The following is a 14,418-nucleotide window of genomic DNA, read 5'->3' on the forward strand; positions in this document are numbered from 1 at the left end:
GCTGCGCAGCCCAACGCGGGACAAGCCCGCTCGCCACAACTGTCTATCATTTCCCACAGGATTGGGTCCAACCAGCAAGGTTGCGGTTGAACATGGCCTCTGTGGGAGCTGGCGGCAGCCTGCGATGGGCTGCAAAGCAGCCCCGGCGATTTCCTGACCGTGTCAGAAACTATCGCCCGGCACGCGCACCCAGCCTTCCATCAGCACCCGCGCGCTGCGGCTCATGATGGCTTTGGTGACCGTCCACTGTCCGCCCTCCCCACTGGCCTCGGCGCCCACCCGCAAGGTCCCGGAGGGGTGGCCGAAGCGCACTGCACTACGCGCGCCGCCGCCGGCTGCAAGGTTCACCAGCGTGCCCGGAATCGCCGCGGCCGTGCCGATGGCCACTGCCGCAGTGCCCATCATGGCGTGGTGCAACTTACCCATCGACAACGCCCGCACCAGCAGGTCGACATCCTCGGCCTTCACGGGTTTGCCGCTGGAGGCCGTGTACGAGGCTGGCGCTGCGACAAACGCCACTTTTGGCGTGTGCTGCCGCCCAGCAGCCTGGTCGATGTGCTCGATCAGGCCCATGCGCACCGCGCCATAGGCGCGAATCGTCTCAAACCGCGCCAGCGCCGCTGGGTCACTGTTGATGGCGTCCTGCAGTTCGGTGCCGGTGTAGCCGATATCGGCAGCATTGACGAAGATGGTCGGGATGCCGGCATTGATCAGCGTCGCCTTGAAGGTGCCAATACCCGGCACTTCCAGCTCATCCACCAAGTTGCCCGTGGGGAACATCGCGCCTCCGCCGTCACCTTCATCGGCGGCCGGGTCGAGGAACTCCAATTGCACTTCGGCGGCCGGAAACGTCACGCCATCCAGTTCGAAATCACCCGTTTCCTGTACCTCACCATTCGTGATGGGCACATGGGCAATGATGGTCTTGCCGATATTGGCCTGCCAGATGCGTACCGTGGCAATGCCATCACGCGGAATGCGCCCGGCATCGACAAGGCCGTTGCTGATGGCGAACGAACCCACGGCAGCGGACAGGTTGCCGCAGTTGCCACTCCAGTCGACGAAGGCGCTGTCGATGGACACTTGGCCGAACAGGTAATCAATGTCGTGGCCGGGCTTGCTGGCGGGGGCTACGATGACCGTCTTGCTGGTGCTGGAGGTCGCGCCGCCCATGCCGTCGATCTGCTTGGCGTAGGGGTCGGGGCTGCCGATGACACGCAGCAGCAGCGCATCGCGGGCCGGGCCCTTGGTTTGCGCCGCTGGCGGAAGGTCTTGCAGGCGGAAGAATACGCCTTTGCTGGTGCCGCCACGCATATAGGTGGCGGGGATGCGGATTTGCGGCACATGGCTCATGTTGAGTGTTCCTTTGCGCAGGAGCGGGCCTGCCCGCCCCCACAAATGGCTATTAGGCTGTGCCTTCCAGGAAGTCCTGGGCAAAGCGCTGCAGCACCCCGCCCGCCTCGTAGATCGACACCTCTTCGGCGGTATCCAGACGGCAGGTCACCGGCACCTCGACGCGCTCACCGTTGCGCCGGGTGACCAGCAACGTCAGGGTCGCACGCGGTGTGCGCTCACCGACTACGTCGTAGGTTTCGCTGCCATCGAGCTGCAAGGTATTGCGGTCGGTGCCCGGCTTGAACTCCAGCGGCAGCACGCCCATACCCACCAGGTTGGTGCGGTGAATGCGCTCGAAACCTTCGGCGGCAATCGCCTCGACACCCGCCAGGCGCACACCCTTGGCGGCCCAGTCGCGTGAAGACCCCTGCCCGTAGTCGGCGCCGGCAATGATGATCAGCGGCTGCTTGCGCGCCATGTAGGTCTCGATGGCCTCCCACATGCGCGTCACCTGCCCTTCAGGCTCGATACGCGCCAGCGAGCCTTGCTGCACCTTGCCTTGGGCGTCACGCACCATCTCGTTGAACAGCTTGGGGTTGGCGAACGTGGCGCGCTGGGCGGTCAGGTGGTCACCACGGTGGGTGGCGTAGGAGTTGAAGTCCTCTTCCGGCAGGCCCATTTTCGCCAGGTATTCCCCGGCAGCGCTGTCCAGCATGATGGCGTTGGAGGGCGACAGGTGGTCGGTGGTGATGTTGTCCGGCAGCACCGCCAGCGGGCGCATGCCACGCAGCGTGCGCTCGCCGGCAAGGGCGCCTTCCCAGTACGGCGGGCGGCGAATGTAGGTACTCATCGGGCGCCAGTCATACAACGGCGCCACTTTCGGCCCAGTGTCCTCCTCGATGGTGAACATCGGGATGTACACCTGGCGGAACTGCTCGGGCTTGACCGAAGCGCGCACCACGGCGTCGATCTCGGCGTCGCTGGGCCAAATGTCCTTGAGGCGAATTTCCTTGCCATCGACCACACCCAGCACGTCCTTTTCGATATCGAAACGGATGGTGCCGGCAATCGCATAGGCCACTACCAGCGGCGGCGAGGCCAAAAACGCCTGCTTGGCGTAAGGGTGGATGCGCCCGTCGAAGTTGCGGTTGCCCGACAGCACGGCGGTGGCGTACAGGTCGCGGTCGATGATTTCCTGCTGGATCGCCGGGTCCAGCGCCCCGGACATGCCGTTGCAGGTGGTGCAGGCGAAGGCGACGATGCCAAAGCCCAACTGTTCCAGCTCCTGCTCCAGGCCCGCTTCCTTGAGGTACAGCTGCACGGTCTTGGAGCCCGGCGCCAGCGACGACTTGACCCATGGCTTGCGGGTCAGCCCAAGCTGGTTGGCATTGCGCGCAATCAGGCCGGCGGCGATGACGTTGCGCGGGTTGCTGGTGTTGGTGCAACTGGTAATTGCCGCGATGATCACCGCGCCGTCGGGCATCTGCCCCGGCACCTCCTGCCACTGGCCGGCAATGCCCTTGGCAGCAAGGTCGGTCGTGGCAACCCGCGCATGGGGGTTGGAGGGGCCGGCCATGTTGCGCACCACGCTACCCAGGTCGAAGCTCAGAGTACGCTCGTATTCGGCGTTGGCCAGGCTGTCGGCCCACAGGCCAGCCGCCTTGGCATAGGCCTCGACCAGTTGCACCTGGGCATCGTCACGCCCGGTCAGGGTGAGGTAGTCCAGTGTTTGCTGGTCAATGGCGAACATTGCCGCCGTGGCGCCGTATTCCGGGGCCATGTTGGAAATAGTGGCGCGGTCGCCCAGGGTCAGCGCGCTGGCGCCGGCGCCATGGAACTCAAGCCAGGCCCCGACCACCTTCTGCTTGCGCAGGAATTCGGTCAGCGCCAGCACCAGGTCGGTGGCGGTGATGTTCGGCGCCAGGCGGCCGGTCAGCTCGACGCCAATGATTTCTGGCAGGCGCATCCACGAGGCGCGGCCAAGCATGACGTTTTCCGCTTCCAGGCCACCGACACCAATGGCGATCACGCCCAGCGCATCGACATGCGGGGTGTGGCTGTCGGTGCCGACGCAGGTGTCCGGGTAGGCCACGCCCTGGTCGCTGTGGATGACCGGCGACATTTTTTCCAGGTTGATCTGGTGCATGATGCCGTTGCCCGGCTGGATCACATCGACGTTCTTGAACGCCTGCTTGGTCCAGTTGATGAAATGGAAACGGTCTTCGTTGCGCCGGTCTTCGATGGCGCGGTTCTTGGCGAAGGCCTGCGGGTCGTAGCCGCCGCATTCGACGGCCAGGGAGTGATCGACAATCAGTTGCACCGGCACGACCGGGTTGACCTGGGCCGGGTCGCCGCCTTTGTCGGCGATGGCGTCACGCAGGCCGGCAAGGTCTACAAGCGCGGTCTGGCCAAGAATGTCATGGCACACCACACGCGCCGGGAACCATGGGAAATCGAGATCGCGCTTGCGCTCGATCAACTGGCCCAGGGAGGCGTCGAGGGTGGCGGGGTTGCAGCGGCGCACCAGGTTTTCGGCGAGCACGCGCGCGGTATAGGGCAGCCGGTCGTAGGCGCCTGGCTGGATGGCCTCAATGGCGGCGCGGGCATCGAAATAGTCCAGGGCGGTGCCTGGCAGGAGCTTGCGGTAGGCGCTGTTCATATAGTTATCAGACTCGGTCACGGTATTCAGTATGCAGGCCTGGCCACTGGGGGCGCTGCGCGCCCCTTTCGCGACACAAGGCCGCTCCTACAGAAAAGCGCGCCCCCTGTAGGAGCGGCCTTGTGTCGCGAAAGGGCTGCAAAGCAGCCCCCAGCGCCCGGTGACTCAACGCTGCTCGATCGGCACGAACTTGCGCTGCTCGACGCCTGTATATTCGGCACTCGGGCGGATGATGCGGTTGTTGGCGCGCTGCTCGAACACGTGGGCGGCCCAGCCGGTCAGGCGCGAGCAGACGAAGATCGGCGTGAACAGCTCGGTCGGGATGCCCATGAAGTGGTACGCCGAGGCGTGGTAGAAGTCAGCATTGGGGAACAGGCGTTTCTGCTCCCACATGGTCTTGTCGATGGCCTCGGAGACCGGGTACAGCACCGTGTCACCCGCCTCATCGGCAAGCTGCCTGGCCCAGCCCTTGATAACCTCGTTGCGTGGGTCGGACTCTTTGTAGATGGCATGGCCGAAGCCCATGATCTTGTCCTTGCGCTCCAGCATGCGCAGCAGCTCGGCGGTGGCCTCCTGCGGGCTGCTGAAGCGCTCGATCAGCGCCATTGCCGCCTCGTTGGCGCCGCCATGCAACGGGCCGCGCAGCGAGCCGATGGCAGCGGTGATGCACGAATACAGGTCCGACAAGGTCGAGGCACAAACCCGGGCGGTGAAGGTCGAGGCGTTGAATTCGTGCTCGGCATACAGAATCAGCGAGACGTTCATCACCTTGACGTGCAGGCCGCTGGGCTTCTTGCCGTGCAGCAGGTGCAGGAAGTGGCCACCCAAGGTGTCCTCGTCGCTGCTGCAATCGATGCGCACGCCATGGTGGCTGAAGCGGTACCAGTAGCACATCACTGCCGGGAACAGCGCCAGCAGGCGATCGGTCTTGTCGCGCTGGGTGTCGAAGGTGAGCTCGGGCTCCAGGGTGCCCAGCATCGAGCAGCCAGTGCGCATCACATCCATCGGGTGGGCATCGCGCGGGATGCGCTCCAGCACTTCTTTCAGCGCCTGGGGCAATTGGCGCAGGCCTTTGAGCTTGTGCTTGTAGTCGGCCAGTTCCGCAGCGCTTGGCAGCTCGCCATACAGCAATAGATAGGCGACTTCCTCAAACTCGGCAGCGGCGGCCAGATCGCGTACGTCATAGCCACGGTAGGTCAGGCCGGCACCAGCCTGGCCGACGGTCGACAGCGCCGTCTGCCCGGCCACCTGGCCACGCAGGCCTGCGCCACTGAGTACTTTTGCTTCGGCCATGGGGTTTCTCCTTTCTTGAATTTGTTATGAAGTCTTTCTGGCTGATTCGGTGCGGCCCCGCGAAGGGCCCGCACCGGCATTCACTCAACCTTTCTTCTGCGCAAACAACGCATCGAGGCTCTGCTCGAACGCGTGATAACCAATGGCGTCGTACAGCTCCATGCGGGTCTGCATGGTGTCGATCACGTTCTGCTGCGTGCCGTCACGGCGCAGCGCGGTGTAGACGTTCTCGGCTGCCTTGTTCATGGCGCGGAAGGCCGACAGCGGGTACAGCACCAGCGACACGTCAACCGAAGCCAACTGCTCGGTGGTGTACAGCGGCGTTGCACCAAATTCGGTGATATTGGCCAGGATCGGCGCCTTCACCCGCTCGGCGAAGGTCTTGTACATGGCAAGTTCGGTGATCGCTTCGGGGAAGATCATGTCGGCGCCGGCTTCGACGCAGGCCGCCGCACGGTCCAGCGCGGCATTCAGGCCCTCTACCGCCAGGGCGTCGGTGCGCGCCATGATGACGAAGCTGTCGTCGCTACGGGCATCCACCGCCGCCTTGATGCGGTCGACCATCTCCTGCTGCGAGACGATTTCTTTGTTGGGGCGGTGGCCGCAGCGCTTGGCGCCCACCTGGTCCTCGATATGAATGGCTGCCGCGCCGAACTTGCACATCGAACGGACAGTGCGCGCCACGTTGAACGCCGAAGCGCCAAAGCCGGTATCGACATCCACCAGCAATGGCAAGTCGCAGACATCGGTGATGCGCCGCACATCGGTGAGCACGTCGTCGAGGTTGCTGATGCCCAGGTCAGGCAGGCCCAGCGAGCCTGCGGCTACGCCACCACCAGACAGGTAGATGGCCTTGAACCCGGCGCGCTTGGCCAGCAATGCATGGTTGGCGTTGATCGTACCGACCACCTGCAACGGATGTTCGGCGGCGACCGCCTCGCGAAAGCGTTGGCCGGGCGTGCTCTTGACTGTCATGAATCACCTCGTGGGCTATTGTTGTCGGTGCCTTGAAAGTGGCGTTCGATATTGCACCTGGACGCGCCGATATGGCGGCGCATCAGCAGTTCTGCCAGTTCGCCGTCACGCCCCTCGATGGCATCGAGAATGCGGTGGTGCTCGGCGAACGCCTGGCGGGGCCGGTTGGGGGTGCTGGAAAACTGGATGCGGTACATGCGCACCAGTTGGTACAGCTCGCCGCACAGCATTTTGTAGAGGGTCTGGTTGCCGCTGCCCTGGATGATCCGGTAATGGAAGTCGTAGTCGCCTTCCTGCTGGTAATAGCCCTGCCCGGCCTGGAACGCGGCGTCGCGCTCATGGGTATCGAGCACATGGCGCAGCTCGTCGATAGCGGCCTGGCTCATGCGCTCGGCGGCCAGCCGGCAGGCCATGCCTTCAAGCGATTCGCGGATTTCGTACAGTTCGATCAGCTCGGCATGGCTCAGTGAAACCACCCGCGCGCCGACGTGGGGCACGCGCACCAACAGGCGCTGGCCTTCGAGGCGGTGAATGGCCTCGCGCAGCGGGCCGCGGCTGATGCCGTAGGTGCGGGCAAGCTCAGGTTCGGAGATTTTGCTGCCCGGGGCGATCTCGCCTTTGACGATGGCAGCCTGGATGCGCCGGAAGACGTTCTCAGAGAGGGTCTCGGTTTCGTCCTGCATCAGTGCGGTAACGGGGGCTGCTTCGAGCATGATTGTCGACACCTTTTGAATCCTTGCTGGCAAAACTAGCTAACTAGAGGCCGTCAGTCAAAGACAAAAAGCATATTGTCGACAATCGTCTAATAACGAACTTACCCCGCCTACCTGCGGTCAGATCGCGGACGCGCTGGCGCCGGCACATCGGCGTGATAGAATGCCGCGCTCCTTTGCGAGCACGGATAGCGTGACTGTCGTCGTTTCATACTGTCGACAGCCCTAAAAAGGATGCTTGGCCAGTCGCCTTGCCCAGAAACCCGCACAGCAACGCGCCAGGATTATGAGACTGATACCCGCTCCACTGCTGCTCTGCCTTGCTCTGCTGCCGGCCTTTGCCCCGGCTGCGGAAAAAACCGTCTATGGCCTGAACGAGTACGCCCGCCTGGGCGACCTGGACCTTGAAGTGGCGGCCAAGCTCGACACCGGCGCCAAGACCGCCTCGCTCAGTGCCCGCGACATCAAGCGCTTCAAGCGCAACGGCGAAAGCTGGGTGCGCTTCTATCTGGCCATCGACGCCGCACACAAGCACCCCATCGAACGCCCCTTGGCCCGTGTCAGCAAGATCAAACGCCGCGCCGGGGACTACGACGCCGAATCGGGCAAGGCCTACACTGCCCGCCCGGTCATCGAACTCGACATCTGCATGGGCCAGACCCGCCGCACCATCGAGGTCAACCTCACCGACCGCAGCGCGTTCCAGTTCCCGCTGCTGATCGGCTCCGAGGCCCTCAAGCACATGGATGCGCTGGTCGACCCAAGCCTAAAATACGCGGCCGGCAAACCTGCCTGCGCCACCGAAGCTCCCAAAGCAGAGTAATCCCGATGCGCTCTCTTACCCTCCACCTGAAAGTCCTGATCACCGTACTGGTGCTGCTGGGCGTTGCCATTACGGCCTATCAGATCTTTGCTCTGGGCATCCCGGTGACCGAAGACGAAACCGACGACCTGTGGAACATCGACGCCAAGGTCGAGTTCGTCGCCAGTTCCAAGGACCCGGTCAAGGTGCAGATGTTCGTGCCGCCGTTGAACCGCGACTACGTCAGCCTCAACGAGAGCTTCATCTCCAACAACTATGGTGTCAGCATCAACCGCGCCGATGGCAACCGCAAGGTCACCTGGTCGGCACGTCGCGCCAGCGGCAACCAGACGCTGTACTACCGCCTGGTGCTGACCAAACGCTACAGCACCGAAAAAACCAAGATCAAAGGCCCGACCTTCCGCGACAGCCAGGCCGTCGAGGGCCCCGAGAAGATCGCCGCCGAAGCACTGATGGCGCCTATCCGCCAGCATTCGGCCGACGTCGAGACTTTTGTCGGCGAGACCATCAAGCGCGTCAACAACCTCAACGACGACAACGTCAAGCTGCTGCTGGCCGGTGACACTTCGTCGATGAAAAAAGCCCAGGTCATCGACCTGCTGCTGTCGATTGCCCACGTGCCGCTGGAAAAGGTCCACACCATTCGCCTGGTCGCCGACACCCCGCAAACCCCTGAGCTGTGGCTGCGCAGCTTCAATGGCAACGACTGGCTGTACTTCAACCCGGACACCGGCGAGCAGGGCCTGCCAAACGACCGCCTGCTGTGGTGGACCGGCGATGACAACCTGATCAGCGTCGATGGCGGCAAGAAAGCCAGCGTGACCTTCAGCATGAACAACAGCGAGATGAACGCCATCCGCCTGGCCAAACTGACCGACGAGAACACTGACGCCGACTTCCTGGAATACTCGCTGTACGGCCTGCCGCTGCAGACTCAGCAGACCTTCATGATCATGGTGATGATCCCGATCGGCGTGCTAGTGATCCTGGTGCTGCGCAACCTGATCGGCATCCAGACCCTGGGTACCTTCACGCCGGTGCTGATCGCCCTGGCCTTCCGTGAAACCCAGCTGGGCTTCGGCATCGTGCTGTTCACGGTGATTACCGCGCTGGGGCTGTCGCTACGCTCCTACCTTGAACACCTGAAGTTGCAGATGCTGCCGCGCCTGTCGGTGGTGCTGACCTTCGTGGTGGTGCTGATTGCCGCCATCAGCCTGTTCAGCCACAAGCTGGGCCTGGAGCGTGGGCTGTCGGTTGCACTGTTCCCGATGGTGATTCTGACCATGACCATCGAACGCCTGTCGATCACCTGGGAAGAACGTGGTGGCGGCCATGCCATGAAAGTGGCTATCGGCACCCTGTTCGCCGCATCCCTGGCGCACCTGCTGATGACCGTGCCAGAGGCTGTGTACTTCGTGTTCACCTTCCCGGCTGTGCTGCTGATCCTGGTGGGCTTCATGCTGGCGATGGGCCGCTACCGTGGCTACCGCCTGACCGAGCTCGTGCGCTTCAAGGCATTCCTGAAGAAGGCTGACGCCTGATGTTCGGACTGATCAAGACGTGGAAGGCCCTGGAAGCCCGGGGCATCATGGGCATCAACCGGCGCAACGCGGACTACGTCCTCAAGTACAACAAGCGCAACCTGTACCCGATCGTCGACGACAAGATCATCACCAAGGAGCGCGCGCTGGCGGCCGGCATTCATGTGCCGGAAATGTACGGCGTGATCGAGACCGAAAAGCAGATCGACAAGCTCGACGAGATCATTGGTGGGCGCAGCGACTTCGTCATCAAGCCGGCCCAGGGCGCCGGCGGTGACGGCATCCTGGTGATCGCCGACCGTTTCGAGGACCGCTACCGCACGGTGTCGGGCAAGATCATCAGCCACGAGGAAATCGAGCACCAGATTTCCAGCATCCTCACCGGCCTGTATTCACTTGGTGGGCACCGCGACCGCGCGCTGATCGAGTACCGCGTCACGCCCGACCAGATCTTCAAGAGCATCAGCTATGAAGGCGTGCCGGACATCCGCATCATCGTGCTGATGGGTTACCCGGTGATGGCCATGTTGCGCCTGCCGACCCGCCAATCCGGCGGCAAGGCCAACCTGCACCAGGGCGCCATCGGCGTGGGTGTGGACCTTGCCACTGGCGTGACCTTGCGCGGCACCTGGCTGAACAAGATCATCAGCAAGCACCCAGACACCACTAACGCGGTGGACGGCGTGCAGTTGCCGAACTGGGACGGCTTCATGAAGCTTGCCGCCAACTGCTACGAGCTGTGCGGCCTGGGCTACATCGGTGTGGATATGGTGCTGGACCAGGACAAAGGGCCGCTGATCCTTGAACTGAACGCCCGCCCCGGCCTGAACATCCAGATCGCCAACGACTGCGGCCTGACCCAACGCACCCACGCTATCGAGGCGCATATCGAAATGCTGGCCAAGGAAGGGCGCAGCGAAGATGCCGAGCAGCGGGTCAAGGTGGCTCAGGGCCTGTTCGGCCACGTCGTGCCGCACTGATAGCCGGTTACGCTCTCTCTGTAGGAGCGGCCTCGTGTCGCGAAAGGGCCGCTATGCGGCCCCGGCGATACCCGCTAGAGGCAAAAATCCAAGGGGGCGCTTCGCACCCCATTCGCGGCACAAGGCCGCTCCTACACGCTCAGCGTGATCGCTGGCATGCAAATGTCGCCCCAGCGCTAGGCGCATTTCCTACACAGGTCTACAATCGCGCTCCTTGCTTTTTCATCGCCGTCCATTCTGATGCCGACCTGTACGCTCCATCCCCTGCCCTACCAAGCCGACCCCGCCCACTACTTCGCACGCCTGCGCAGTGAACCGGGGGCGATCCTGCTCGACAGCGCCCGCCCCGGCGCCGAGCGCGGTCGTTTCGACCTGCTCAGCGCCTGGCCCCTGCAACAGTTGCAGGCACAAACGGGCGAAGCTGGCCGCGACTACCTGCAGCGCCTGCGCCAGGCGCTGACTGCATTGGGCGAGGCGCAGTTGCCGGATGCAATCGAGCTGCCATTCGCAGGTGGCCTGATCGGGTACTTGAGCTACGACTTCGGCCGCCGCCTGGAGCAATTACCAGCGCTGGCCACGGACGACCTAGGCTTGCCCGATGCGCAGCTTGGCCTGTACGCCTGGGCGCTGGTGTCGGACCACCAGCTACAGACCAGCCAGCTGGTATTCCACCCAGCGCTCAGCGAAGCCGAACGCCTGCGCCTGATCACGCTTTTCAGCGCCGAACACCTGCCCGAACGCACGGCATTCAGCCTGCTGGCGCCGATGGCGGGCGACCTGACTGCCGAGCAGTACCGTACGGCATTCGACCAGGTGCAGCACTACATCCAGGCCGGCGATTGCTACCAGATCAACCTCACACAACGCTTTCGCGCGCCCTGCCAGGGTGACCCCTGGCATGCCTATCAGGCCCTGCGTGCTGCCTGCCCCACACCCTTCTCGGGTTATCAGCAGCTGGGTAATGGCGCTGCGATACTGAGTTTTTCACCCGAGCGTTTCGTGCGCGTCAGCCAGGGCGAGGTAGAAACCCGGCCAATCAAGGGCACCCGCCCACGCGCCCAAGACCCGGACGAGGACGCCCGCAACGCGGCTCAGTTGCTGGCCAGCCCCAAGGACCGCTCGGAAAACCTGATGATCGTCGACTTGTTGCGCAACGACATCGGCCGCACCTGCCAGATCGGTTCGGTCAAGGTGCCGGAGCTGTTCAGCCTGGAAAGCTACCCCAACGTCCACCACCTGGTCAGCAGCATCACCGGCCGCCTGGCGCCAGGCAAGGACGCACTGACACTGATCGGCGACAGCTTCCCCGGTGGCTCGATCACCGGCGCGCCGAAGATCCGCGCCATGCAGATCATCGACGAACTCGAGCCAACCCGCCGCGCCCTGTACTGCGGCTCGTTGCTGTATGTGGATGTGCGCGGCGAAATGGACAGCTCCATTGCCATCCGCAGCCTGCTGATCAAAGAGGGGCACGTCAGTTGCTGGGGCGGCGGCGCTGTGGTGGCTGATTCCAGCTGGCAGGCCGAGTACGAAGAGTCTATTGCCAAGGTGCGGGTACTGATGGAGACGCTGCAGGGCTTGTAAGCGCCTGCGCAGCTGCCCGTGGGCCCGCCATTTTTTGTTACCATCTGCGCACTACGAGCGCACAGCGCCACTCACCCGATGGAAACCGCCTGATGAGCCAACCCTTCGACGTCGCCGCCCTGGCCGCGACCTATGCCAGCAAATCCCCGCAGGAGATCCTCAAGCTCGCCTTCGAGCATTTCGGCGACGACCTGTGGATTTCCTTCAGCGGCGCCGAGGATGTGGTGCTGGTGGACATGGCCTGGAAACTCAACAAACAGGTCAAGGTGTTCAGCCTCGACACCGGGCGCCTGCACCCGAAAACCTACCGTTTCATTGACCAGGTGCGCGAGCAGTACAACCTGCCTATCGAGCTGCTCAGCCCAGACCGCGACAAACTCGACCCGTTCGTCAAGGAAAAGGGCCTGTTCAGCTTCTACAAGGACGGCCACGGCGAGTGCTGCGGCATTCGCAAGATCGAACCGTTGCGCCGCAAGCTTGCGACCGTCAGCGCCTGGGCCACTGGCCAGCGCCGCGACCAGAGCCCCGGCACCCGCAGCCAGGTAGCGGCACTGGAAATCGACACTGCGTTTTCCTCCCCAGAGCACACCCTGTACAAGTTCAACCCGCTGGCGCAGATGAGCAGCGAGGAAGTCTGGGGTTACATCCGCATGCTTGAGCTGCCATTCAATGCACTGCACGAGCGGGGCTTCATCAGCATCGGCTGCGAGCCCTGCACGCGCCCGGTATTACCGCGCCAGCATGAGCGTGAAGGGCGGTGGTGGTGGGAAGAAGCGACGCAGAAAGAATGCGGGCTGCATGCCGGCAATTTGATCAGCAAAGCGTAAAGAAAGCGGGGCCGCTTTGCGGCCCTTGGCGGCACAAGGCCGCTCCTGTACAGCGCGCGCTGGATCAGTGCACGGGCAGTTCGACGCCTTCGAACAGCTCTTCAAGCTCTTGTTTGTTGTGGCACTGGATGGCCTTGGCCATCACTTCACGGGTCAGGTGCGGGGCGAATTTCTCGATGAAATCGCACATGAAACCACGCAGGAAAGTGCCGCGACGGAAGCCGATCTTGGTGATGCTGGCCTCGAACAGCTCGCTGGCATCCAGGCACACCAGGTCGCTGTCCAGCTTGGGATCGACCGCCATCTTGGCCACGATACCAACACCCAGCCCCAGACGCACATAAGTCTTGATCACGTCGGCATCGGCTGCGGTGAACACCACCTTGGGGGTCAGGCCGCGGTGGTTGAAAGCCTCGTCGAGCTTGGAGCGTCCGGTGAAGCCGAATACATAGGTAACAATCGGGTATTCGGCGACCGCTTCCAGGGTGAGCTTGGGCAGCTTGGTCAGCGGGTGGCCTTGCGGCACCACCACGCAACGGTTCCACTTGTAGCACGGCATCATGATCAGGTCGCCGAACAGCTCCAGCGCCTCGGTGGCGATGGCAAAATCGACAGTGCCGTCAGCCGCCATTTCGGCAATCTGCATGGGCGAACCCTGGTGCATGTGCAGGGACACATCCGGGTACTGCTTGATGAAATTGCTGATCACCGGCGGCAGCGCATAGCGCGCCTGAGTGTGAGTGGTGGCAATGGACAGCGTGCCCTTTTTCTCGTTGGAGAATTCCTGGGCGATCTGCTTGATGCTCTCGACCTTGCGCAGGATTTCGCCAGCGGTCGTGATAATGCGCTCACCCGCCGGGGTGACACGGGTCAGGTGCTTGCCGCTACGGGCAAAAACCTCGACGCCCAGCTCGTCTTCGAGCAGGCGGATCTGCTTGCTGATGCCAGGCTGGGAGGTATAAAGGCTTTGCGCCGTCGCCGAAACGTTGAGGTCATGGTGCGCCACTTCCCAGATGTAGCGCAGTTGTTGAAGCTTCATAGATATCCCTCAAAGACGGTGAGTCACCGGCAGCTGGCCGCGACGAGTTATAACTATATTAGTGGCTCCGGCAATAAATCTAGAACTATTTTGTTACGACTGCGCTCGGCGGCCTACCGGCTTTGTCACAGCTTCCTGCGCCCCAGGTGCTGCGCCAGAGGCACCATGTACACCGGCACCGGCGACAGTTGCAGCAACCTCACGGCTGTCCTGCCAATCGGCACATCCACCCCTGCCCCTGCGGCGTGGCTGCCAAAAATCAACAGGTCGACTTGCAGCCGCTGCGCCTGATCAAGGATGACTTGGGCCGGGTCGCCCTGGCGCACGCGCACCGCACGGATCAGGGCAAGGTCGGCCACCTCGCCGAGTTCATCGCGGAAGTTTTCCAGGACACGCTGCTCGATATTGGCCATGACCGTGTTCACCCCCTCACTATGCAGGGCGTCGAGGGTCTGCTCGTCAAGGTAGCTTTGCAGCAGGGACTCGGCGAACTGGCCCATGGGCTCGACAGCGTGGATCACATACAGCTCTGCATTGAAAGTCCGCGCCAGGGCAAGCGCGTGCTGCAAGACAAAAGGCGCGTACACACCGAGGTCGGTTGCGTACAGCATGGAACGGATCATTCGACCTCCTCGACTGCCGTTTCGGC

12 protein-coding genes are annotated in these 14,418 nt (G+C 63.0%); 5 read left to right on the top strand and 7 right to left on the bottom strand.

Annotated elements, in window-relative coordinates; all coding sequences use genetic code 11:
- Positions 1 to 162: 162 nt before the first annotated feature.
- From prpF to HU720_RS11220, 5 genes are all read right to left on the bottom strand, one after another.
- On the bottom strand, positions 163 to 1,353 hold the full coding sequence (gene prpF / locus HU720_RS11200) for a 2-methylaconitate cis-trans isomerase PrpF (RefSeq protein WP_186519993.1): 1,191 nt from the start codon (positions 1,351 to 1,353) through the stop codon (positions 163 to 165).
- Positions 1,354 to 1,405: 52 nt separating this feature from the next.
- Positions 1,406 to 3,994: a Fe/S-dependent 2-methylisocitrate dehydratase AcnD gene (gene acnD, locus HU720_RS11205; RefSeq protein ID WP_186520036.1), complete on the bottom strand. Its 2,589-nt coding sequence runs from the start codon at positions 3,992 to 3,994 to the stop codon at positions 1,406 to 1,408.
- Between the two features lie 165 nt (positions 3,995 to 4,159).
- Positions 4,160 to 5,287 (bottom strand): 2-methylcitrate synthase, encoded by a 1,128-nt coding sequence (prpC, locus tag HU720_RS11210; protein ID WP_186519994.1) that lies wholly within the window; start codon positions 5,285 to 5,287, stop codon positions 4,160 to 4,162.
- 84 nt (positions 5,288 to 5,371) lie between these two features.
- Positions 5,372 to 6,262 (bottom strand): methylisocitrate lyase, encoded by an 891-nt coding sequence (gene prpB, locus HU720_RS11215; protein WP_186519995.1) that lies wholly within the window; start codon positions 6,260 to 6,262, stop codon positions 5,372 to 5,374.
- Positions 6,259 to 6,975 carry a GntR family transcriptional regulator gene (locus HU720_RS11220; RefSeq protein WP_186519996.1) on the bottom strand — a complete coding sequence of 239 codons (717 nt, stop codon included), beginning with the start codon at positions 6,973 to 6,975 and terminating at the stop codon, positions 6,259 to 6,261. The genes prpB and HU720_RS11220 overlap by 4 nt, the downstream gene beginning before the upstream one ends.
- A 286-nt stretch (positions 6,976 to 7,261) precedes the next feature.
- Here HU720_RS11220 and HU720_RS11225 point away from each other — a divergent pair, with 286 nt between their 5' ends.
- The 5 genes from HU720_RS11225 to HU720_RS11245 all read left to right on the top strand — a co-directional run bounded on the left by HU720_RS11225 (position 7,262) and on the right by HU720_RS11245 (position 12,730).
- Entirely contained in the window at positions 7,262 to 7,798 is a 537-nt protein-coding gene (locus HU720_RS11225) for an ATP-dependent zinc protease (protein ID WP_186519997.1), read from the top strand.
- A 5-nt stretch (positions 7,799 to 7,803) separates the two neighbouring features.
- Positions 7,804 to 9,339 carry an inactive transglutaminase family protein gene (locus HU720_RS11230; protein WP_186519998.1) on the top strand — a complete coding sequence of 512 codons (1,536 nt, stop codon included), beginning with the start codon at positions 7,804 to 7,806 and terminating at the stop codon, positions 9,337 to 9,339.
- Positions 9,339 to 10,319, top strand: a complete 981-nt coding sequence (locus HU720_RS11235) for an alpha-L-glutamate ligase-like protein (RefSeq protein ID WP_186519999.1) — start codon at positions 9,339 to 9,341, stop codon at positions 10,317 to 10,319. Before HU720_RS11230 ends, HU720_RS11235 begins: the two co-directional genes overlap by 1 nt.
- A 240-nt stretch (positions 10,320 to 10,559) precedes the next feature.
- Positions 10,560 to 11,903, top strand: coding sequence for an aminodeoxychorismate synthase component I (gene pabB, locus HU720_RS11240; protein WP_186520000.1), 1,344 nt, complete (start codon positions 10,560 to 10,562; stop codon positions 11,901 to 11,903).
- Positions 11,904 to 11,995: 92 nt separating this feature from the next.
- A complete protein-coding gene (locus HU720_RS11245; RefSeq protein WP_186520001.1) occupies positions 11,996 to 12,730 on the top strand; it encodes a phosphoadenylyl-sulfate reductase in 735 nt (244 codons plus the stop codon).
- Positions 12,731 to 12,794: 64 nt separating this feature from the next.
- Here the strand turns inward: HU720_RS11245 and cysB are convergent, their stop codons facing one another.
- Both cysB and HU720_RS11255 read right to left on the bottom strand, forming a co-directional pair.
- On the bottom strand, positions 12,795 to 13,769 hold the full coding sequence (cysB, locus tag HU720_RS11250; protein WP_186520002.1) for an HTH-type transcriptional regulator CysB: 975 nt from the start codon (positions 13,767 to 13,769) through the stop codon (positions 12,795 to 12,797).
- A gap of 125 nt (positions 13,770 to 13,894) precedes the next feature.
- Positions 13,895 to 14,392: a universal stress protein gene (locus HU720_RS11255; protein ID WP_186520003.1), complete on the bottom strand. Its 498-nt coding sequence runs from the start codon at positions 14,390 to 14,392 to the stop codon at positions 13,895 to 13,897.
- Positions 14,393 to 14,418: the final 26 nt, after the last annotated feature.

Origin of the sequence: Pseudomonas sp. SWRI51 (genome assembly GCF_014268825.1) — a bacterium.
Taxonomy (GTDB): Bacteria; Pseudomonadota; Gammaproteobacteria; order Pseudomonadales; family Pseudomonadaceae; genus Aquipseudomonas; species Aquipseudomonas farsensis.